Source organism: Halorubrum sp. LN27, assembly GCF_016635065.1.
GTDB lineage: Archaea > Halobacteriota > Halobacteria > Halobacteriales > Haloferacaceae > Halorubrum > Halorubrum salipaludis.
Genome location: NZ_JAEPET010000001.1, coordinates 2,340,162 through 2,356,591, shown reverse-complemented (window position 1 = coordinate 2,356,591; position 16,430 = coordinate 2,340,162). Strand labels below are relative to the sequence as shown.

The window sequence follows — 16,430 nt, the reverse complement described above, 5'->3', positions numbered from 1 at the left end:
CGTCGGTCACCGGTTCCACGCCGCGTCGTCCGGGTCGATCCGGCGCTCGCCGGGCTCCAGCGCGTCGACCGCGTCGAGGGCGGCGTCGGGAACCTCGGCGTCGACCGCGCGCAGGTTCTCGGTCACGTGGTCGCCGGTCGCCTTCGGGATCGGCGTCACGTCGCGAGCGAGCGCCCACCCGAGCGCGAGGACCGCCGGCGAGAGGCCGTGGCGGTCGGCGATCGCAGTGAGTTCGTCGTCGCCGAACAGGTCGCCGCGGGCCAGCGGGGAGTAGCCGACGAGCCGGTGGTCGAGCTCGGCCGCGAGCTCGCGGAGCGCCGGCTGCCGGAACCGCGGGTGGCACTCGACCTGGTGGGCGGCGATCGGCGCGTCGAGGATCCGGTCGGCCTCGCGCACCAGCTCCGGCGTGAAGTTCGAGACGCCGACGTGGTCGGTGACCCCGGCCTCCCTGAGCGCGTCGAACGCCGGGAGCGTCGTCGCCGGGTCGTACGCCCTCGTCGGCCAGTGGACGTACAGCAGGTCGACGCGGTCGAGCCCCAGCCGGTCGAGGCTCTCGCGGGCCGTCTCGCGGACGTCCTCGGGCGCGAGGTTGTCGGGGTGGACCTTCGTGGCCACGGTCACCTCGTCGCGGTCGACGGCGGCCGCGGCGATCCCCTCGCCGACGGCGGTCTCGTTGTCGTACATCTGCGCGGTGTCGACGTGGCGGTACCCCGCTTCGAGGGCGGCGGTCACCGTGTCGCGACACTCCGCGGGGTCGTCGAGCCCGGACGTGCCGAGGCCGAGCGGGAGTTCGAGCGGCGGCATGGCTCCCGGTTCCGGCCCGGACGACAAAAGAGCGTGCCCACCGGAACGGCTCGCGCGGACCGCCGGAATCGGTGTCGGCCTCCGGGAAGCGTTTTCACCGCGCTGGAAACCCCTCGCCGTTATATGGCCCGTTGCGTCCCTACGTGCAGCCATGACCAACGGGATCCACGTCGAGCTCGCCGTCTCCGCCTGTGAGGGCTGTCCCGTGGCCGCGCTCTCCTCGGACACGCCGGTCGAGGAGTTCCGCGTCGACGCCGACGACGCCCGCGTCGAGTTCGTCGCGCCCGACCCGCCCGAGGACCCGCCGAGCGGCCTCGACCTCGTCGAGTTCGCCGGCGAGGCGCACGGCCGCTACGAGATCGCCTGCGAGCGCCCAGCCACCGACGGCGGCGTCGCGATGGACGCCCCGGAGGCCGAGGTGGGTACCGACGCGGACGCGGGGGCCCCCGCCGGTCCGTCGCCGACCCCGGCCGCGGAGCCGTCCGCGTCGGCGACGCCCGAGTCGGCTTCGCCTCCCCCCGCCGACGGAGTCCCCTGCGAGGGCTGCTCGTGCGGCGGGCTCCCGTCGGCGTTCGCGAACTTCCCGGTGTCGCCGCGCCGGACCGAGATGGCGGACGGGGAGCTGCTCGTCTCGTTCGTGCTGACCGGCCACGAGGAGCTGCAGGCGATCGTCGACGAGTGCGAGGCCGCCGGGCTCGGCGTGGAGCTCCGCCGGCTGTGCGTCGACCGGGGGAACCGGAGCGCGGCGGACGACTCCCGCCGCGACGTGGTCCCGGTCGACCTCGCGGGCGTGACGGACCGACAGGCAGAGGTCGCCGCGGTCGCGGCCGAGAAGGGATACTTCGACGGCGACGGCGCCTCCGCCGCGGAGATCGCCGCGGACCTCGACCTCGCGAAGTCCACGGTCTCGGAGCACCTCCGGGCCGTGACTGACACGCTCTTCTCGCAGGCGTTCGGGGACGGTACTTAAACCCCCGAACAGTTCGCCGCCAGCTATCCGGGGAGTTCGACCGTAGTGATCAGTAGCGGGGTCGAACCCATCGGTTCGGCTCCGGAACCCATGACCCAGTGGACACAGCTCGGACCGCGGGAACGCGAGCTCCTCGCCGTCCTGCGGCGCGCGGACGACCCCCTCACGGCGCGCGACCTGCTCGACGCGGTCGCTAGCCGGGGCGACGACGACGTCGCGTACACGACGGTCAAGCGGACCGTCGACCGGCTCGTCGAGAAGGGGTTCGTCGAGCGCGAGTCGGAACGGTACCGCGGCGGAACGCGGCACCGCTACCGGTTCGACGTCGAGGCCGCCCGCGAGCGGCTGATCCCGGAGTTCGCCGAGGAACTCCGGACGGTGCTCGGCGAGCCGGCGGTCGAGCGGCTCGCTCGAACGGTCCGAACGGAACGCGACGGCGACGAGGCCGACGCCACCACTCAACAATGACTACAGATCCGAACGCGAGCGACGAGCGGTCGACACGGACGGACGAACACGACGAGCGGTCGGCGGACGCGACCCCGGACGACGGGACGGGGACGCCCGCGGACGACGCGGGTCCCGCCGACGACGAGCCGGAGATCGTCGACGGGCGGACGATCGAACACCTGCTGACCGACCACGAGCGCGACATCGCCTCGACCGCGGAGGGAACCGACGCGACCGCGGCGAAGCGACCGACCCTCGACCTCCCGCGCTTGGAGCTCGGGCGGCGCGACTTCATGAAGGCCGGCGCCGCCGTCGGCGCCATGAGCGGCCTCGCCGGCTGTACGAGCATCCTCGCCGACGAGGAGGGCGACGACTCCGGCAGCGCGGTCGCCAGCGGCGAACACAAGGTCGCGCCCGGTGAGCACGACGAGTACTACGGGTTCCTCTCCGGCGGCCACACCGGCGAGATCCGCGTCGTCGGGATCCCGTCGATGCGGGAGCTGATGCGGATCCCCGTCTTCCAGGCAGAGAGCGCGCGCGGCTACGGCCACGACGCGAAGACGAGCCAGATGCTCGAGGAGGAGGGCGACGGCCACGTGTGGGGCGACACCCACCACCCGCGCGTCTCCCAGACAGACAACGACTACGACGGGCGCTGGCTGTTCGTCAACGACAAGGCGAACGGGCGGATGGCCCGCGTCGACTTAGAGTACTTCGAGACGGACGCGATCACGAACGTCCCGAACTGTCAGGGCGTCCACGGCGCGTGTATGCAGCTGCCGGACACCCAGCTCGTCTTCGGCGTCGGCGAGTTCCGCGTGCCGATGCCGAACGACGGCCGCGACGTCGACGACCCCGACGAGTACGGCTCCGTCCTCACCGCCATCGACCCCGAGACGATGGACATCGAGTGGCAGGTCGAGGTCGACGGCAACATGGACAACGGGGACGGCGGCAAGGAGGGCCGCTGGTTCTTCGCGACCGGCTACAACAGCGAGGAGGGCGTCACGGAGTCGGAGATGACGCAGGCGGACCGCGACTACGTGAAGGCGTTCGACATCCCCGCCATCTGGGACGCCGTCGAGAACGGCGAGTACGAGGAGATCAGCGGCGTGCCCGTCGTCGACGGGAGGATGGACAGCTCGCTGAACGAGGGCGACCGCCCGATCGTCCGGTACGTGGCGACGCCGAAGAGCCCGCACGGGGTCAGCGTGACGCCCGACGGGAACTACGCGATCGCCTCCGGGAAGCTCGACCCGAGCTGTACGGTGATCGACATCGAGGCGATCGCCGAGGTCGACGATCCGCAGGAGGCGATCGTCGGGCAGCCCCGGATCGGGATGGGGCCGCTCCACACCGCCTATGACGGGCGGGGCCACGCGTACACGACGACGTTCATCGACAGCGAGGTCGTCAAGTGGGACTACGAGGCCGCCGTCGAGGCCGAGGCCGGCTCCGAGGAGCCGGTCGTCGACCGCCACGACGTGCACTACAACCCCGGCCACCTCATCGCCGCGGAGTCGTACACGGCGTCGCCGCAGGGCGACTACCTGATCTCGCTGAACAAGCTCTCGAAGGACCGGTTCCTCCCGGTCGGCCCGATCCACCCGGAGAACGATCAGCTGTTCCACATCGGCGACGACGACGCCGGGTTAGAGCTGATCAAGGACAAGCCGTCGTACCCCGAGCCGCACGACGCCAGCGTGGTCCACAAAGACAAGATCGACCCGGCGAAGACGTGGGACACCGACGACTACGAGATCGACTACGTCGCCGAGGGCGAGGAGTCCTTCGAGCGGATCGACGACAGCACCGTCGAGATCGAGATGTGGGCGCGTCGCAACGAGTTCTCCTTCCCCGAGGTGACGCTGCAGGAGGGCGACGAGGTGACGCTCCGGATCTCCAACGTCGAGACCACGAGCGACGTGATCCACTCGATCGCGATCCCGGAGTACGACATCAACCTCGCGCTGGCGCCGCAGGACACCCGGGAGGTGACGTTCACCGCGGACGAGCCCGGCGTGTTCTGGGCGTACTGCGCGTACTTCTGTAGCGCGCTCCACCTGGAGATGCGCTCGCGGATCCTCGTCGAGCCGGACGAATAGAGCGCGAACCGCCTCACCCCCATTCCACCCCCACCCCACACGCCATGACCGCCTCACTCGACCGACTGACGGAGCTCAGACGAGCGCTCCCGGTAACGGCGGCGGCGACCTTCGTCGTCGCCCTGCTGGTGCCCGTCTGGAAGATCGCGTTCGAAGCGCCCCAGTACCCCGACGGGCTGCTCGTCGAGCTGTACGCGTACCCGCGGCTCGGCGGCGACTACGCCGAGGTGCAGGCGCTGAACCACTACGTCGGGTTCTACTACCCGGACCCGGTGTTCGTCGACCCGAACTACGCGGTCCACCCGGACGCGATCGCCGCGCCGGAGTGGATCCTCGGGCCGGTCGTCTTCCTCGCGGTGGCCGCCGCGGGCGTGTTCGTCGCGCTCGCGCCGACCGACCGGAAGCTCCGGCTGGGCCTGCTCGGCCAGCTGATCGGGGCGACCGTGGCGTTCGTGGGGACCTTCGCGATCGTCCAGTACCGGCTGTACCAGGCGGGCCACGCGCTCGGCGAGGACGCGCCGGTCGTCGGCGTCGAGGAGTTCACCCCGCCGCTTTTAGGCGGCTACGAGATCGCCAACATCAGCGGGGTGGCGTGGTTCGGTCCCGGCGGCTACCTCGCCGGGGCCGGCTTCCTGCTGCTGGTCGTCGCGTTCCTGCTCCGCGACTCCCGAGTGACGATCGGCGAGGCCGCCGGCGCGGTCCGCGACCGGCTCTCGGGGAGCCGGGATGAGGACGGCGACGGGGACGCCGAGGAGATCGGGCCGACCGTCGAGGAGGCGGTCGAGACCCGGACCGGCGACGGATCCGACGCGGGGGTGCACTGATGTCCCGGCTCCCGTCGGTCGAGGGGCTCGTCTCGGCGCGCGCGGCCTTCCTGGCCGCCGCCGTCGTGCTCGCGGTCGTCCTCGGCGGCGTCGTCGCGGCGGCCGGCGCGGGGGGCGCCGGGGGCGACGACGTCGGGACCGACGGCGAGCCGGTCGTCGACCCGCCGACGTACGACCCGGACCGACCGACCGAGTCGGGGACGGCGAGGGTCCTGCGCGACGGGAGCGAGATCGGGACCTACGACGACCTGTCCGCCGCCGTCGACGCGGCGGGGCCGGGCGACGCGGTCGAACTGTCGGGCGTCTTCGAGGCCGATCGGGAGGTCGTCGTCGACGAGCCGGGGGTGACGATCCGCGCCGCGTCGACCCACGGCGCCCTGATCGACGGGGGCGGAGCGGGCACGGTGATCGACGTGCGCGCGCCGAACGCGACGGTCGAGGGCGTCTGGATCGACGACACCGGCGAGAACCTCGAATCGCGCGACTCCGCGGTGTACCTCACGGAGAACGCCTCGGGGACGACCCTCTCGGAGCTGTACCTCACCGACGCCGCGTTCGGCGTCTGGGTCAACGGCGCCGATCGGGTGACGATCGCGGACTCGCGGATCGAGGGGACGAAGGCCCCGCGGTTCGCGAACCGCGGCAACGGGATCAACCTTTGGGAGACGACCGGCACCGAGGTCCGCGACACCGAGATCACCGACGTGCGCGACGGGATCTACTACTCGTGGGCCTCGAACGTCGAGGCGACGGGGAACACGATGTGGGACCTGCGGTACGGGGTCCACTACATGTACTCCGACGACAACCGCCTCGCCGACAACGTCGCCTTCGAGAACGACGTGGGGTACGCGCTGATGGTCAGCGAGTCGATCGAGCTGGTCAACAACACCGCGGTCGCGAACCGGGGCGAGAGCGGGCACGGGATCCTGCTCAAGGAGATCGATCACACCGTGGTCCGCGGCAACGACCTCGTCGCCAACGACAACGGCGTCTACCTGTACAACGCGCAGGACAACGAGGTGCGCGGGAACCTCCTGTACGCGAACGGCGTGGGGGTCCACCACTCCGCGGGCACCGAGGGGACCGCGGTCGCCGGCAACGGGTTCGTGAACAACGACGAGCAGGTGTTGACGACGACCCGCGAGCTGGTGGCGTGGAACGGCACCGACCGCGGGAACTACTGGTCGGACGCCCGCGTCGCCGACACCGACGGCGATGGGGTGAGCGACGCGCGACACCGCCCGGCCGGCGCGGCCGAGCGGCTGGTCCAGGAGCACCCGGCCGCGGCCGTGTTCGCCGACAGCCCGGCGTTCGACGCGATCCGACTGGTCGAGAGCCGGTTCCCGGCGGTCGAGAGCGCCGGGATCATCGACCACCGCCCGCTCGCGAGCCCCGCCCACGACGTCGAGCCGTATCGCCCGTACGCGGCGGCCGTCGACACGGCGGCCGAGTACGACGACGAGCCCGGAGACGAGCACCACCAGTAACCATGCGCATCGACATCACCGACGTTCACAGACGGTACGGCGACGTGGCGGCGCTCGACGGGGTCGACCTCACGGTCGAGTCCGGCGACGCGTACGGCCTCGTGGGAACCAACGGCGCCGGCAAGTCCACCCTGTTCGGACTGATCGCGGGCCACGACCGCCCCGACGAGGGAGAGATCAGGGTCGGCGACCGCGACGTGGGAGAGTTGGGGTGGCGCATCCGCGAGGCGATCGGTGTCCTCCCCGAGGACCCCGGCTTCCCCCCGGGCGAGACGGGCCGCGAGACGCTGCGGTTCCACGCCGACGTCCGGGGGATCGGTGCGGACTCCGAGGCCGCCGCCGAGCGGATCGCGGGCGCCGCGGCGACGGTCGGGCTCGCGGACGCGATCGACCGCCCCATCGACGGCTACTCGAAGGGGATGCGGCGCCGGCTGGGGCTCGCGGCCGCGCTGCTCGCGAACCCGTCCGTGCTCCTGCTCGACGAGCCGACCGCCGGGCTCGACCCCAACGGGGTCGCCGCGCTCCGGGACGTGCTCACCCGTGTCCGCGAGGAGACCGGCGTGACGATCCTGATGGCGACCCACGCGCTCCGGGAGGCCGAGCGCGTCTGCGACCGCGTCGGCGTCCTCGACGACGGCCGCTTGGTCGCCGAGGGGACGCCCGACGAGCTGGGCGGAGAGCACGAGGACGGGCTCGAAGGCGCGTTCGTCTCGCTCACCGGAGGTGGTCGCGATGCCTGACGGCGGAACCGATCCGGCCGACCGTGCGGGCGAGGCGCCCGACCCGACCGAGCCGGCCCCGGACGGCGGAGTCGCCCTCGACGGGGCGGCCGCGGCGTCCGGAGCGAGCGGGACGAGCGAGACGGGAGCCTCCGCCGAGGTCACTTCAGACGCCGACGAGACCGCCCACGCGACCGACGCCGACGCGGTCTCGATCGCGCTCCCGCGGCCCGGGATCGTCGCGCGGATCGCGCGGCGCGAGACCCGACTCACGACCCGGCGCGGGTGGACGGTCGGCCTGACCGTCGTCTTCGCGGCGTTCGGGCTCCTGCTGGCGACGTTCAGCGGCTCCGGGGTCGCGCCGACCGGCTACGAGCCGGTGGTCGCGAGCTACGTCGAGCTGGCGACGTTCCTCGTCCCGCTGGCCGCGCTGGCGTTCGGCCACGGCGCGGTCGTCGGGGCGGCCGAGCGGGGACGCCTCGGGGTCGTGCTGACGCTCCCCGTCTCGCGCGCCGAGACCGCGATCGGGGTGTACGTCGGCCGCGCGGCCGTCCTCGGCGCCGCGGTCGTGCTCGGCTTCGGCGTCCCCGGCCTGCTGCTGCTCCGCGAGTTCGGGCTCGCCGGCTGGCCGACGTTCGCGTGGTTCCTGTTCGCGACCCTCGCCCTCGCCGTCGCGCTGCTCGGGATCGGGGTGGCGATCTCCGCGGTCGCGCCCACGTCGACGATGGCGCTCGCGGGCGCGCTCCTCGTGTGGGCGTGGGTCGCCTTGGTCCACGACCTGCTCGCGATGGGCGTGCTCGCCGCGCTCGACGGCGCGGGCGGGTTCGTCGCCGCCGCGGTCGCGGCCAATCCGGTCTCGACCTACCGGCTGCTCGCGCTCGCGCCGACCGAGGCCGGCGGCGCCGGGATCGCGGCCGCGCTCGACGGCGGGCTCTCGGTCGGCGTGCTGGTCGGCGCCCTGCTCGGCTGGGTCGCGCTCGGCGTCGCCGTCGCGGCCGTCGCGATGCGCGCGAAGCGGGTTTAAAAGCGGTCCGTCGTCGGAGAGGTCGGTAGTCCGCTGCGTCCCGGGTAGACGTTTTGATGAGTGGTCGGATATCCGTGATTTCGGTGCCGCTGTCGGCCGTGGTCACTTAAAATTGGGCGGAGAGATCCAATCACTCGATGACGGAGCTCGGCCATCTTGGACGACAGACCGGAAGATATCGTCGTCGAGCGTTCCTCTGACTGTGCGAGTTCGTTTCTATAGTAAACGAACCCTTTCGGATCGCATTTATAATGTATACCAGATTCGTTGAGACGAGATTATCAGACATATTACCAACTGAAACGACCGTTCGGTGAAACGTGCGTATTCGACAAACGTGGATTGTTCATTCCGAATCCGAGGTGGTGAATCTGTTTTTCAGTAGATCTTCCGGAAGTCGAAAGCCAGTTTCATCCTGTTCAAACGGGAATATTTCGATAACTGCATCCAACGTCAGGGGTCCGTAGACGTGCGGGAACGCGCTTTTCCCGTCTTCGCCGTCCGTTTCGTATCGTACCGGTGCATCGAGGTGAGATTCATCCAGCAGAACGAGCATCAATTCGTCGTCGTCAGCGTGATTGTAGTCGGCAACTAGACCAATCTGGCCGATCTTCGAGCAATGAACGAATCCCTGTTCATCGAGTGATCGAGGGTGGTATTCCTCTTGATCTTGGAACGTATCCCAGTCCGCTCGTGAGAGGACATGAACGATGTAGGTCATACAGAGACCCATTGTAGGCTGGTGAAGAATATGGCGGAGTCAATCGATTCGAACACTGCCTCTCTTGAAAATCGCTCGACCACTCGTGCTCCCGATCGCTCTCACCGCTCCGGCGTGTCCGATGCCTCCGACGCTCTCACCGCCCCACGGACCAGCTGGACCCCACCGTGCCGGATCACGGTCCCGACCATGTTGCCGGCGAACAGCAGCGCGCCGACGACGACGAGCGCGCCGCCGACCGTGTGGACGAGCCCCCCGGTACCGGCGGCGACTGACCAGTCCGCCCCGAGCGACGCGACCGCGGGTGAGACCGCGGCGGCGAGCACCAGAACGGTCCCCCCGAGGGTCGCGGCGAGGTCGACCGTCGCGACCCGGGCGTCGTAGAGGTCGTCGATCGCGGGCACGCGCTCCAGTCCGACCCGGTCGGCGTACCGGTCGAGCCAGACGATGAAGGGGACGACGTGGTAGAGGCTCCCGACCACGACGAAGCCGATCAGCGCGCCGAGCAGGACGGGGCCGACCGCGGGGTGGCCGAACCGAACGTCCGGGCCGAGAGGGGCCCGGATCCATGACGCGAGCGCGGTCGCGCTCCACGCGAGGGCCGCGACGGCGACGACCGCGTACCGCGAGAGCATCGGGGTGGCCGCCCCGGTCGCGTCACGGACCCGGCGGAGGAGAATCGCGCCCGCGACCGCCGCGCCGCCGGTGACGAGGACGCCGCCGACCGCGGCGACGGGCGAGGCCTCGACCAGCCGGCCGGCCGCGAGCGCGAGGACGCCGACCGGGTACGCCGCGGTCTCGACCCGCGTCGCGCGCGTCTCGACCGCGAGCTCGTCCGTCTGCGTGAACATGGGCCCGAGCTGGTAGAGGGCGCCGATCACGGTCGTCACCACGGCGCCGAGGACCGCCAGCGTGACGTGGGCGTCGACGACCGCGGGCCGCGAGAGCCCGGACCCGGCGAGCACGCCCCACCGGTAGTCCGCGGCGAGGGTCCCGCCGAGGACGGCGGCGAGCGCGAAGAAGCCGACCGCCAGCGCGAAGTGCGCCTCGGTGGTGTCGAACGGACGCGCGCGCCACAAGGTTCGGGAGATGTTGTACGCGAACGCGCCGATCCCGAGGACCATGACGCCCGCCATGAGGGCGGCGTCCGCCGGCCGCCCGAGCCAGAGCCCGGCGGCGAGCCCGGTCACCCCGACCGCGACGGCGACGAGCTGGAGCGTCGCCAGCCGCTCGGAGTGGATCTCGACGCCCGACCAGACCGGGACGAACTGCGTCATCGCGCCGAGGATCGTGAGACACACCCAGCCGACGAGCAGCAGGTGCGCGACAGCGATCCCGTCGAGGCCGGGGGCCGTTCCCGCCAGCCCCGCGGCGCGGAGCAGCGCGAGCCCTCCGCCCGCGACGAGGAACGCCAGCGCGACGAGGAAGTGGCGAAGCGGGATCGTGGTCGGCGGGCGCGTCGAGGTCGTGAGGTCGCCGGGAACGCCTCGCATGTGAGCGGGTACGTCCCGCTCGGCCCTGTGGTTGTGTCCGAACGTGTTCGGGGATTGTTGTTCCCCGTCGGGGACGACGGACGACCACTACCCCCGAACACGTTCGGAACAAACTACGCGGGAGTGAGGGCCCGATCGGTACGTATGGAACTGAAAACGACCGCGCTCGAACGGACCGACGCGCCCGCCGACCGACCCGTCGAGACGCTCGACGTCCGGGAGCTCGGGCCGCCGGAGCCGCTCCGGCGGACGCTCGAGCTGCTTGCCGACCTCCCGGACGAGACCGTCCTCGTCCAGCGCAACGACCGCGCGCCGCAGTTCCTCTATCCCAAGCTCGACGACCGCGGCTACGCCCACGAGACCGTCAAGGCCGACGACGCGGTCGTCACGGCGATCTGGGCGGGAGAGGGGGACGGGGTCGGCGGCACGGGAGGGACCGAGGGGGGCGACCGATGAGCTTCCTCGGCGGCTCCGAGCCCCAGTACGATCCCGCCGACGCATTCGTCCCCGAGCACGTCCCGGAGCCGGGCGCCTTCCTCGCGGACCACGACGTGCTCGCCGGGCGCGAGCACGTCGCGCTCCACCGGGCGGTCGCGGACGCCTTCGAGGAGTACGGGGTGTACGACGCCACGTTCGGCTACAACCTCGCCCGGCTCAACCGGGACCCCCGGCACACCGACGCCGGCTTCCGGTACGCCGAGGAGGCCGACGATCCGACGACGCTCCGGGCCGAGTTCACGCCGACGACCGCCTTCTGCCCGCAGGCCGAGCCGCTCGCGGTCGGGGCGTTCCGCGCGCTCGACGCGGTCGACACCCACAGGTACGACCTGGTCCGCGTCCGCGTCGACGCCACGCTCGACGGGAGCGACGACGTCAACGAGCGGCTCGCGAAGCTGGAGTCCGGCGAACTCGACCCGAACCCGGCGTCGTCGGTCGGCCCCAAACTCACCGAGCGCGGCGGCTCGGGCTCCGGTTCGTCACCGCCCTTCTGACGCGCCCGCCGTCCGCGTCGCTCTAGCCGAGTTCCCGCCCACCCGGGCGAACATGTTCCCGCTAACGACCATGCGCGGTCCGATCGTACGGTCGGCCGATGACGGAGACAGAAACCGTCCTCGACGTGCGCGACCGAGACGACCCGCCGTTCCCGGTCATCAGCGACGCGCTCGACGACCTCGGTCCGAACGAGACCCTACTCCTCGTCAACAGCTTCGAGCCGGAGCCCCTCTACGACGTGCTGGCCGACCGCGGGTTCGACCACGAGACCGAGCGGGTCGACGACGACGAGTGGCGCGTCACGATCGAACGGGAGTAGCGACGAGGAAACGCGAGCGACCGCCGGCTCGGAGCCGGTCGATGTGACCGCGCGCCGTCCCCTTTTATACTCCGGGCCGAACAGTTCGGCCGGTTCCCCTACGATCCGGGAATCCTCGCCGAATGTATTCCCCCTACACTCCTACGTCGAACTGCAATGACCCGACGCACACTCGACCGGCGTACGTTCGTTCAGACGACTGCTGCGGTCGGCGCCACGGTCGCGCTGGCCGGCTGTGGCGGCGGAAGCGGCGGCGACGGTGGCGACGGCTCCGACGGATCGGACGGTTCCGACGGTTCGGACTCTGACGGTTCGGACGGCGGCAGCGGCGGCGAGACCCTCTCCGAGGAGCCGAACTACGACGGGTTCCTCGACGACGTGAGCAACTACGACGGCACCGTCGACATGCGGGACGCGGACGAGGTGACCGTCGAGGTCGGCGCCAACGACGGGCTCACCTTCGGGCCGGCCGCGGTGGCGATCTCGTCCGGCACGACCGTCGTCTGGGAGTGGACCGGCCAGGGCGGCGACCACAACGTCGCGGCCTCCGACGGCGCGTTCGAGAGCGATACCGTCGGCGAGGAGGGCCACACCTTCGAGCACACCTTCGAGGAGGCCGGCACGTACACCTACGTCTGCACGCCCCACGAAGCGGTCGGCATGAAGGGCGCCGTCTACGTGGAGTAACGCCTCGCACAGCAGCGCCGATCGGATCGAATCCGACTGACCGAACGCCGCCGACGACCCTCGACCCCACCCACTGATCACCCATGCCACAGGCACGCTTGCTTGTCGACCTGCCCGACGGACCGTGGATAGCCGACGTGTCGCGCGATTTCCCGGACGCCGGGTTCCGCGTACTCACCGCGGTGCCGGACGATAGCGCCGGCTTCGCGCTCATCAGACTGACGGCCCGCGACGTCGACGACGTGCTCGCGGCGATGCGCGACCACGACGTGCTCTCGAAGGTGTCGGTGATGGCGCGGGGCGACGGGGTCGCGACCGTCCGGATCGAGACGACCGCGCCGCTACTTCTGGTCGCCGCGAAGCGCTCGGGGCTCCCGATCGAGATGCCGCTCGACATCGAGAACGGGGTGGCCGAGGTCGAGGTCACGGGCGAACACGAGCGCGTCGCGGCGCTCGGCAAGCGGTTCGACGAGATGGGACTGGAGTACGAGGTCGAGCGCGTCCGCCAGCGCGTCGACCCGGTCCGGCTGCTGACGGACCGCCAGCAGGAGCTCCTGCTCGCGGCCGTGGAGCTGGGGTACTACGACGTGCCGCGCCAGTCCACGCTGACCGAGGTCGCCGACCACGTCGGAATCGCGAAGTCGACGTGCAGCGAGACGCTCCAGCGGGTCGAGCGGACCGTGGTGCGGGAGTTCGTCGACGACCTCCCGACCCGACCGCTCGGCGACGACGCGGACGCGGCCGGCGCGGCCGACGAAGGCGCCGACGCCGAGGCCGACGCAGACGCGGAATCCGACCCGAACACCGACGGCGGGACCGACGCCGAGGCCGACACGGAACCGGCTCCGAGCCGTCCGACGTACCACTCATGAGCGAAACAGACCACCACGACCACGACGAGACCGCCGAACCGATCACCGACGAGGTCCACGACAACTCCTGGTCGGCGAACCTCGAGAAGCCGAAGTACGCGGACGACGCCGAGCTGGCGGTCCGCGACGCGCTGGTCGCCGTCGACCACACGACGGCGGGCAACCACGTCAACCTCGTCACGCACGGCGACTTGGGGCACCCGGAGGAGTTCCTCTACGAGGCGATCGAACGGGAGTACGGATTCGAGCCCGAGTACGTCGAGCAGTGCGGCTGCGGCGGCCACGTCACGCGCGTACAGGTGGCCTGACTCGCGGCCGACGGACCGACTCACGGCCCGCCGCCTGACGGACCGCCGCGGAGAGACGCCTCGGGACCGCCGCCGCTCGCCGCCACGCTTATTCCGACCGCGACAGTGACACCGAGCAGTGACGTCTCCCCCGTCTCCGACCCTTCCGCTTGCCGACGGGGAGATTTCGATCGGCTCGTTCGCGGACCCGGTCGTCGTCGATCCCGATCCGGCGCTCTTGGCGGCGCTCCTCCGGGCCTACCGGGACGCCGCGCCGGCGGCGATCGACCCCGACCTCGACGCGCTGCGGAGCGGAGCGGAGGCCGGGGGGGACCCCCTCGCGCCGGTCACCGATCTCCCGGCGCTCACGGTGTTCGCGAGCGGTCGGGCGGTCGACGCGATCGCCGACCGGTTCCGGCCGGCCACCAGGCTGGCGGCGCTCGCGGAGGCGGGCGTCTGGGACCTCCGGGCCCTCGGGGAGGCCCAGCCGAACGCGGTCCTCGCGGGGCGGTCCGACGGCTGCGTACTCGTCGCGGCAGCGGGCGACGGAGGCGATGGCGGCGCAGACGCGACGCCGGCCGGCCCCGGACCGTGGTGCCGGATCGGCGACGATCCGACGCTCCGCGGCCGCTACGACGCACCCCTCGCGGACGCGGAGGGGGTGAGGATTCGGACGCCGAGCCGTCACCGGCTGTACGGCGCCCTTCGAGACCGGTGCGGGGACGGGGTCGCGGACGAGGCCGTCCGACTGCTCGACGCCGAGCGCGAGGTGGACGCGGCCCGGGGCGATTCGGCTGCCAGCGGCGGGGACGAGTCTGATCCCCTCGACCGCGGCGGGGCGCGCGTCCGGACGTACGCCGCCGGCGCGCGGCGCGGCGCGCTCGACCGCGACCTGCGGCGCGCCTGCGAGGACGCGGGGCTCGGGAGCTCGGCGACGTTCACGCGGATAAAACGCGAGCTTGCCGAGGCCGGCCTCCTCGGGACGGAGCCGGTCTCGCAGCCCGTGGGGCGCCCACGGAAGCGGCTCGTCGCGCGCGGCGCGCTGGCGAACGCGTCGTCGCCGGCGGCGGCGCTCGAAGCGCTTCGCGAAAACGGGTTATAACGGACCGCCGGGAGCGGCGTCGCTCAGTCGTCCTTCGTCTTGATGTCCGCGGAGAGCCCCTGCGCCATCTCGATCTCCTTCGAGTTGTTCAGGGTCCACGCGGTGCGGTCGGTGACCGCTTCGATCGCCTCACGGGCCGAGGGGTAGCCGTTCCCGGACTTTTTGACGCCGCCGAAGGGGAGCTGGACCTCGGCACCGATACAGGGGAGGTTGCCGTACGCCAGCCCGAGCTCGGCGTGGTCGCGGTAGTAGTTGATCTGTCGGTAGTCCTCGGAGACGATCGCGCCGGCGAGCCCGTACTCGGTGTCGTTCTGGATCTCGACCGCGCGCTCGATGTCGCCGTCGTACTCCAAGAGCGCGACGTGCGGCCCGAACACCTCCTCGTGGGTACACCGGAGGTCGGCGTCGGGGTCGGCCTCGTAGACGAACGGGCCGATCCAGTGGCCGTCCTCGTGGCCGTCGGGGATCTCGTCGGCGTCGAGCTCGGTCCGGTCGACGAGGACGTTCACGTCCTCCTCGCGGGCGAGCTGGTTGTACTCGGAGACCTTCTCGAAGTGTTCGCCCTCGATGAGCGGGCCCATGAACGTGTCCTCCTGAAGGGGGTCGCCGACCGCGACGTCCGCCGCGACCTCGACGAACCGCTCTTTGAACTCGTCGTACACGTCGGTGTGGACGATCAGGCGCTCGGAGGAGACGCAGCGCTGGCCGGTCGTCTTAAACGAGGACATCACGGCCGAGTGGACCGCGACGTCGAGGTCCGCCTCCTCGGTGACGACGATCGCGTTCTTGCCGCCCATCTCGCAGGCGACGCGCTTGCCGGGGACGCCGCCGAGCTTGTCCTGGATGTGGTGGCCCACCTCGGCGGAGCCGGTGAAGAGGACGGTCTCGACGTCGTCGTGCTCGACGATCGCGTTGCCGGCGTCGCCGAACCCTTGGACCATGTTGAACACGCCGTCGGGGATCCCGGCGTCGTCGAACATCTCCGCGATGATCTGCGCGCACCACGGGGTCTGCTCGGCGGGCTTGAACACGACGGTGTTGCCCTCGACCAGCGCGATGGCCATGTGCCAGTAGGGGATCGCGACCGGGAAGTTCCACGGGGTGATACAGCCGGTGACGCCGCGCGGCTTCCGGCGCATGTACGCGTCCTTCGCGGGGATCTCCGAGGGGACGATGTCGCCCTTCGGGTGGCGGGCGTCGCCCGCGGCCCACTCGACCATGTGGGCGGCCTCGACCACGTCGGCTTTCCCCTCCGAGATCTCCTTGCCGCACTCCTTCGTGACGACTTCGCCGAGCTCGTCGGTCCGCTCGCGCAGCTCGTGGTACACGTCCCAGAGGTACTCCGCGCGCTGGATCCGGGAGAGCTCGCGCCATTCCTCGAACGCCTCGTCGGCGGCGTCGACCGCCGCTTCGACGTCGTCCGGCGTCCCGCGCTCGAACGTTCCGAGCGTCTCGCCGGTCGCAGGGTTCTCGCTCTCGAAGGTCTCCGAGCCCGTGCCCGAGACCCACTCGCCGTCGATGTAGTGCTGATACGGGTCCGACATGGGCGGAGCTTTCCGCCGCCACGCCC

Annotated in this window: 18 protein-coding genes; 14 read left to right on the top strand and 4 right to left on the bottom strand. The window is 71.1% G+C overall.

The features are described 5' to 3' along the window. Positions 1-6 precede the first annotated feature (6 nt). Positions 7-804 carry an aldo/keto reductase gene (locus JIN95_RS11460; RefSeq protein ID WP_200531532.1) on the bottom strand — a complete coding sequence of 266 codons (798 nt, stop codon included), beginning with the start codon at positions 802-804 and terminating at the stop codon, positions 7-9. Positions 805-955: 151 nt separating this feature from the next. On the opposite strand from JIN95_RS11460, the gene JIN95_RS11455 reads away from it, so the two are divergent. The 7 genes from JIN95_RS11455 (at position 956) to JIN95_RS11425 (ending at position 8,386) form a co-directional block, all read left to right on the top strand. After that, the gene (locus JIN95_RS11455; protein ID WP_095636045.1) at positions 956-1,774 is read left to right on the top strand and encodes a helix-turn-helix domain-containing protein; all 819 of its coding nucleotides are present in this window, start codon (positions 956-958) and stop codon (positions 1,772-1,774) included. A 90-nt stretch (positions 1,775-1,864) separates the two neighbouring features. Next, positions 1,865-2,242, top strand: coding sequence for a BlaI/MecI/CopY family transcriptional regulator (locus JIN95_RS11450; protein ID WP_095636046.1), 378 nt, complete (start codon positions 1,865-1,867; stop codon positions 2,240-2,242). Then, the gene (gene nosZ, locus JIN95_RS11445; RefSeq protein ID WP_200531531.1) at positions 2,239-4,329 is read left to right on the top strand and encodes a TAT-dependent nitrous-oxide reductase; all 2,091 of its coding nucleotides are present in this window, start codon (positions 2,239-2,241) and stop codon (positions 4,327-4,329) included. The genes JIN95_RS11450 and nosZ overlap by 4 nt, the downstream gene beginning before the upstream one ends. A gap of 44 nt (positions 4,330-4,373) precedes the next feature. Continuing rightward, entirely contained in the window at positions 4,374-5,153 is a 780-nt protein-coding gene (locus tag JIN95_RS11440; protein ID WP_200531530.1) for a hypothetical protein, read from the top strand. After that, positions 5,153-6,643, top strand: a complete 1,491-nt coding sequence (gene nosD / locus JIN95_RS11435) for a nitrous oxide reductase family maturation protein NosD (RefSeq protein ID WP_200531529.1) — start codon at positions 5,153-5,155, stop codon at positions 6,641-6,643. Before JIN95_RS11440 ends, nosD begins: the two co-directional genes overlap by 1 nt. A 2-nt stretch (positions 6,644-6,645) precedes the next feature. Continuing rightward, a complete protein-coding gene (locus JIN95_RS11430) occupies positions 6,646-7,383 on the top strand; it encodes an ABC transporter ATP-binding protein (protein ID WP_200531528.1) in 738 nt (245 codons plus the stop codon). Next, positions 7,376-8,386 (top strand): ABC transporter permease, encoded by a 1,011-nt coding sequence (locus JIN95_RS11425; RefSeq protein WP_200531527.1) that lies wholly within the window; start codon positions 7,376-7,378, stop codon positions 8,384-8,386. Before JIN95_RS11430 ends, JIN95_RS11425 begins: the two co-directional genes overlap by 8 nt. A gap of 346 nt (positions 8,387-8,732) precedes the next feature. On the opposite strand, the gene JIN95_RS11420 is transcribed toward JIN95_RS11425, so the two are convergent. Next, positions 8,733-9,107, bottom strand: a complete 375-nt coding sequence (locus JIN95_RS11420) for a DUF952 domain-containing protein (protein ID WP_200531526.1) — start codon at positions 9,105-9,107, stop codon at positions 8,733-8,735. Between the two features lie 101 nt (positions 9,108-9,208). Beyond that, entirely contained in the window at positions 9,209-10,600 is a 1,392-nt protein-coding gene (locus tag JIN95_RS11415; protein ID WP_200531525.1) for a hypothetical protein, read from the bottom strand. 144 nt (positions 10,601-10,744) lie between these two features. Between JIN95_RS11415 and JIN95_RS11410 the strand changes: the two genes are divergently transcribed. From JIN95_RS11410 to JIN95_RS11380, 7 genes are all read left to right on the top strand, one after another. Beyond that, on the top strand, positions 10,745-11,056 hold the full coding sequence (locus JIN95_RS11410) for a DUF2249 domain-containing protein (protein WP_200531524.1): 312 nt from the start codon (positions 10,745-10,747) through the stop codon (positions 11,054-11,056). Next, positions 11,053-11,592: a hypothetical protein gene (locus JIN95_RS11405; protein WP_200531523.1), complete on the top strand. Its 540-nt coding sequence runs from the start codon at positions 11,053-11,055 to the stop codon at positions 11,590-11,592. The genes JIN95_RS11410 and JIN95_RS11405 overlap by 4 nt, the downstream gene beginning before the upstream one ends. A 98-nt stretch (positions 11,593-11,690) precedes the next feature. Beyond that, complete coding sequence (locus tag JIN95_RS11400; RefSeq protein ID WP_200531522.1) at positions 11,691-11,912, top strand: DUF2249 domain-containing protein; 222 nt, start codon at positions 11,691-11,693, stop codon at positions 11,910-11,912. Between the two features lie 156 nt (positions 11,913-12,068). Then, positions 12,069-12,599, top strand: a complete 531-nt coding sequence (locus tag JIN95_RS11395) for a halocyanin domain-containing protein (RefSeq protein ID WP_200531521.1) — start codon at positions 12,069-12,071, stop codon at positions 12,597-12,599. A 137-nt stretch (positions 12,600-12,736) separates the two neighbouring features. After that, positions 12,737-13,471 (top strand): helix-turn-helix domain-containing protein, encoded by a 735-nt coding sequence (locus tag JIN95_RS11390; RefSeq protein WP_321169262.1) that lies wholly within the window; start codon positions 12,737-12,739, stop codon positions 13,469-13,471. Next, positions 13,468-13,779, top strand: a complete 312-nt coding sequence (locus JIN95_RS11385) for a CGCGG family rSAM-modified RiPP protein (RefSeq protein ID WP_095636059.1) — start codon at positions 13,468-13,470, stop codon at positions 13,777-13,779. The genes JIN95_RS11390 and JIN95_RS11385 overlap by 4 nt, the downstream gene beginning before the upstream one ends. A gap of 118 nt (positions 13,780-13,897) precedes the next feature. Further along, on the top strand, positions 13,898-14,860 hold the full coding sequence (locus tag JIN95_RS11380; protein WP_200531519.1) for a DUF5821 family protein: 963 nt from the start codon (positions 13,898-13,900) through the stop codon (positions 14,858-14,860). A gap of 23 nt (positions 14,861-14,883) precedes the next feature. Here the strand turns inward: JIN95_RS11380 and JIN95_RS11375 are convergent, their stop codons facing one another. After that, positions 14,884-16,404, bottom strand: a complete 1,521-nt coding sequence (locus tag JIN95_RS11375; protein ID WP_095636061.1) for an aldehyde dehydrogenase family protein — start codon at positions 16,402-16,404, stop codon at positions 14,884-14,886. Between the last annotated feature and the right edge of the window lie 26 nt (positions 16,405-16,430).

Coding starts and splice junctions, on each gene's coding strand:
- JIN95_RS11440 (WP_200531530.1), top strand. CDS start 4,374: ATGACCGCCTCACTCGACCGACTGACGGAGCTCAGACGAGCGCTCCCG.
- JIN95_RS11425 (WP_200531527.1), top strand. CDS start 7,376: ATGCCTGACGGCGGAACCGATCCGGCCGACCGTGCGGGCGAGGCGCCC.
- JIN95_RS11395 (WP_200531521.1), top strand. CDS start 12,069: ATGACCCGACGCACACTCGACCGGCGTACGTTCGTTCAGACGACTGCT.
- JIN95_RS11430 (WP_200531528.1), top strand. CDS start 6,646: ATGCGCATCGACATCACCGACGTTCACAGACGGTACGGCGACGTGGCG.
- JIN95_RS11400 (WP_200531522.1), top strand. CDS start 11,691: ATGACGGAGACAGAAACCGTCCTCGACGTGCGCGACCGAGACGACCCG.
- JIN95_RS11450 (WP_095636046.1), top strand. CDS start 1,865: ATGACCCAGTGGACACAGCTCGGACCGCGGGAACGCGAGCTCCTCGCC.
- JIN95_RS11385 (WP_095636059.1), top strand. CDS start 13,468: ATGAGCGAAACAGACCACCACGACCACGACGAGACCGCCGAACCGATC.
- JIN95_RS11415 (WP_200531525.1), bottom strand. CDS start 10,600: ATGCGAGGCGTTCCCGGCGACCTCACGACCTCGACGCGCCCGCCGACC.
- JIN95_RS11375 (WP_095636061.1), bottom strand. CDS start 16,404: ATGTCGGACCCGTATCAGCACTACATCGACGGCGAGTGGGTCTCGGGC.
- nosZ (WP_200531531.1), top strand. CDS start 2,239: ATGACTACAGATCCGAACGCGAGCGACGAGCGGTCGACACGGACGGAC.
- JIN95_RS11405 (WP_200531523.1), top strand. CDS start 11,053: ATGAGCTTCCTCGGCGGCTCCGAGCCCCAGTACGATCCCGCCGACGCA.
- nosD (WP_200531529.1), top strand. CDS start 5,153: ATGTCCCGGCTCCCGTCGGTCGAGGGGCTCGTCTCGGCGCGCGCGGCC.
- JIN95_RS11455 (WP_095636045.1), top strand. CDS start 956: ATGACCAACGGGATCCACGTCGAGCTCGCCGTCTCCGCCTGTGAGGGC.
- JIN95_RS11460 (WP_200531532.1), bottom strand. CDS start 804: ATGCCGCCGCTCGAACTCCCGCTCGGCCTCGGCACGTCCGGGCTCGAC.
- JIN95_RS11410 (WP_200531524.1), top strand. CDS start 10,745: ATGGAACTGAAAACGACCGCGCTCGAACGGACCGACGCGCCCGCCGAC.
- JIN95_RS11420 (WP_200531526.1), bottom strand. CDS start 9,107: ATGACCTACATCGTTCATGTCCTCTCACGAGCGGACTGGGATACGTTC.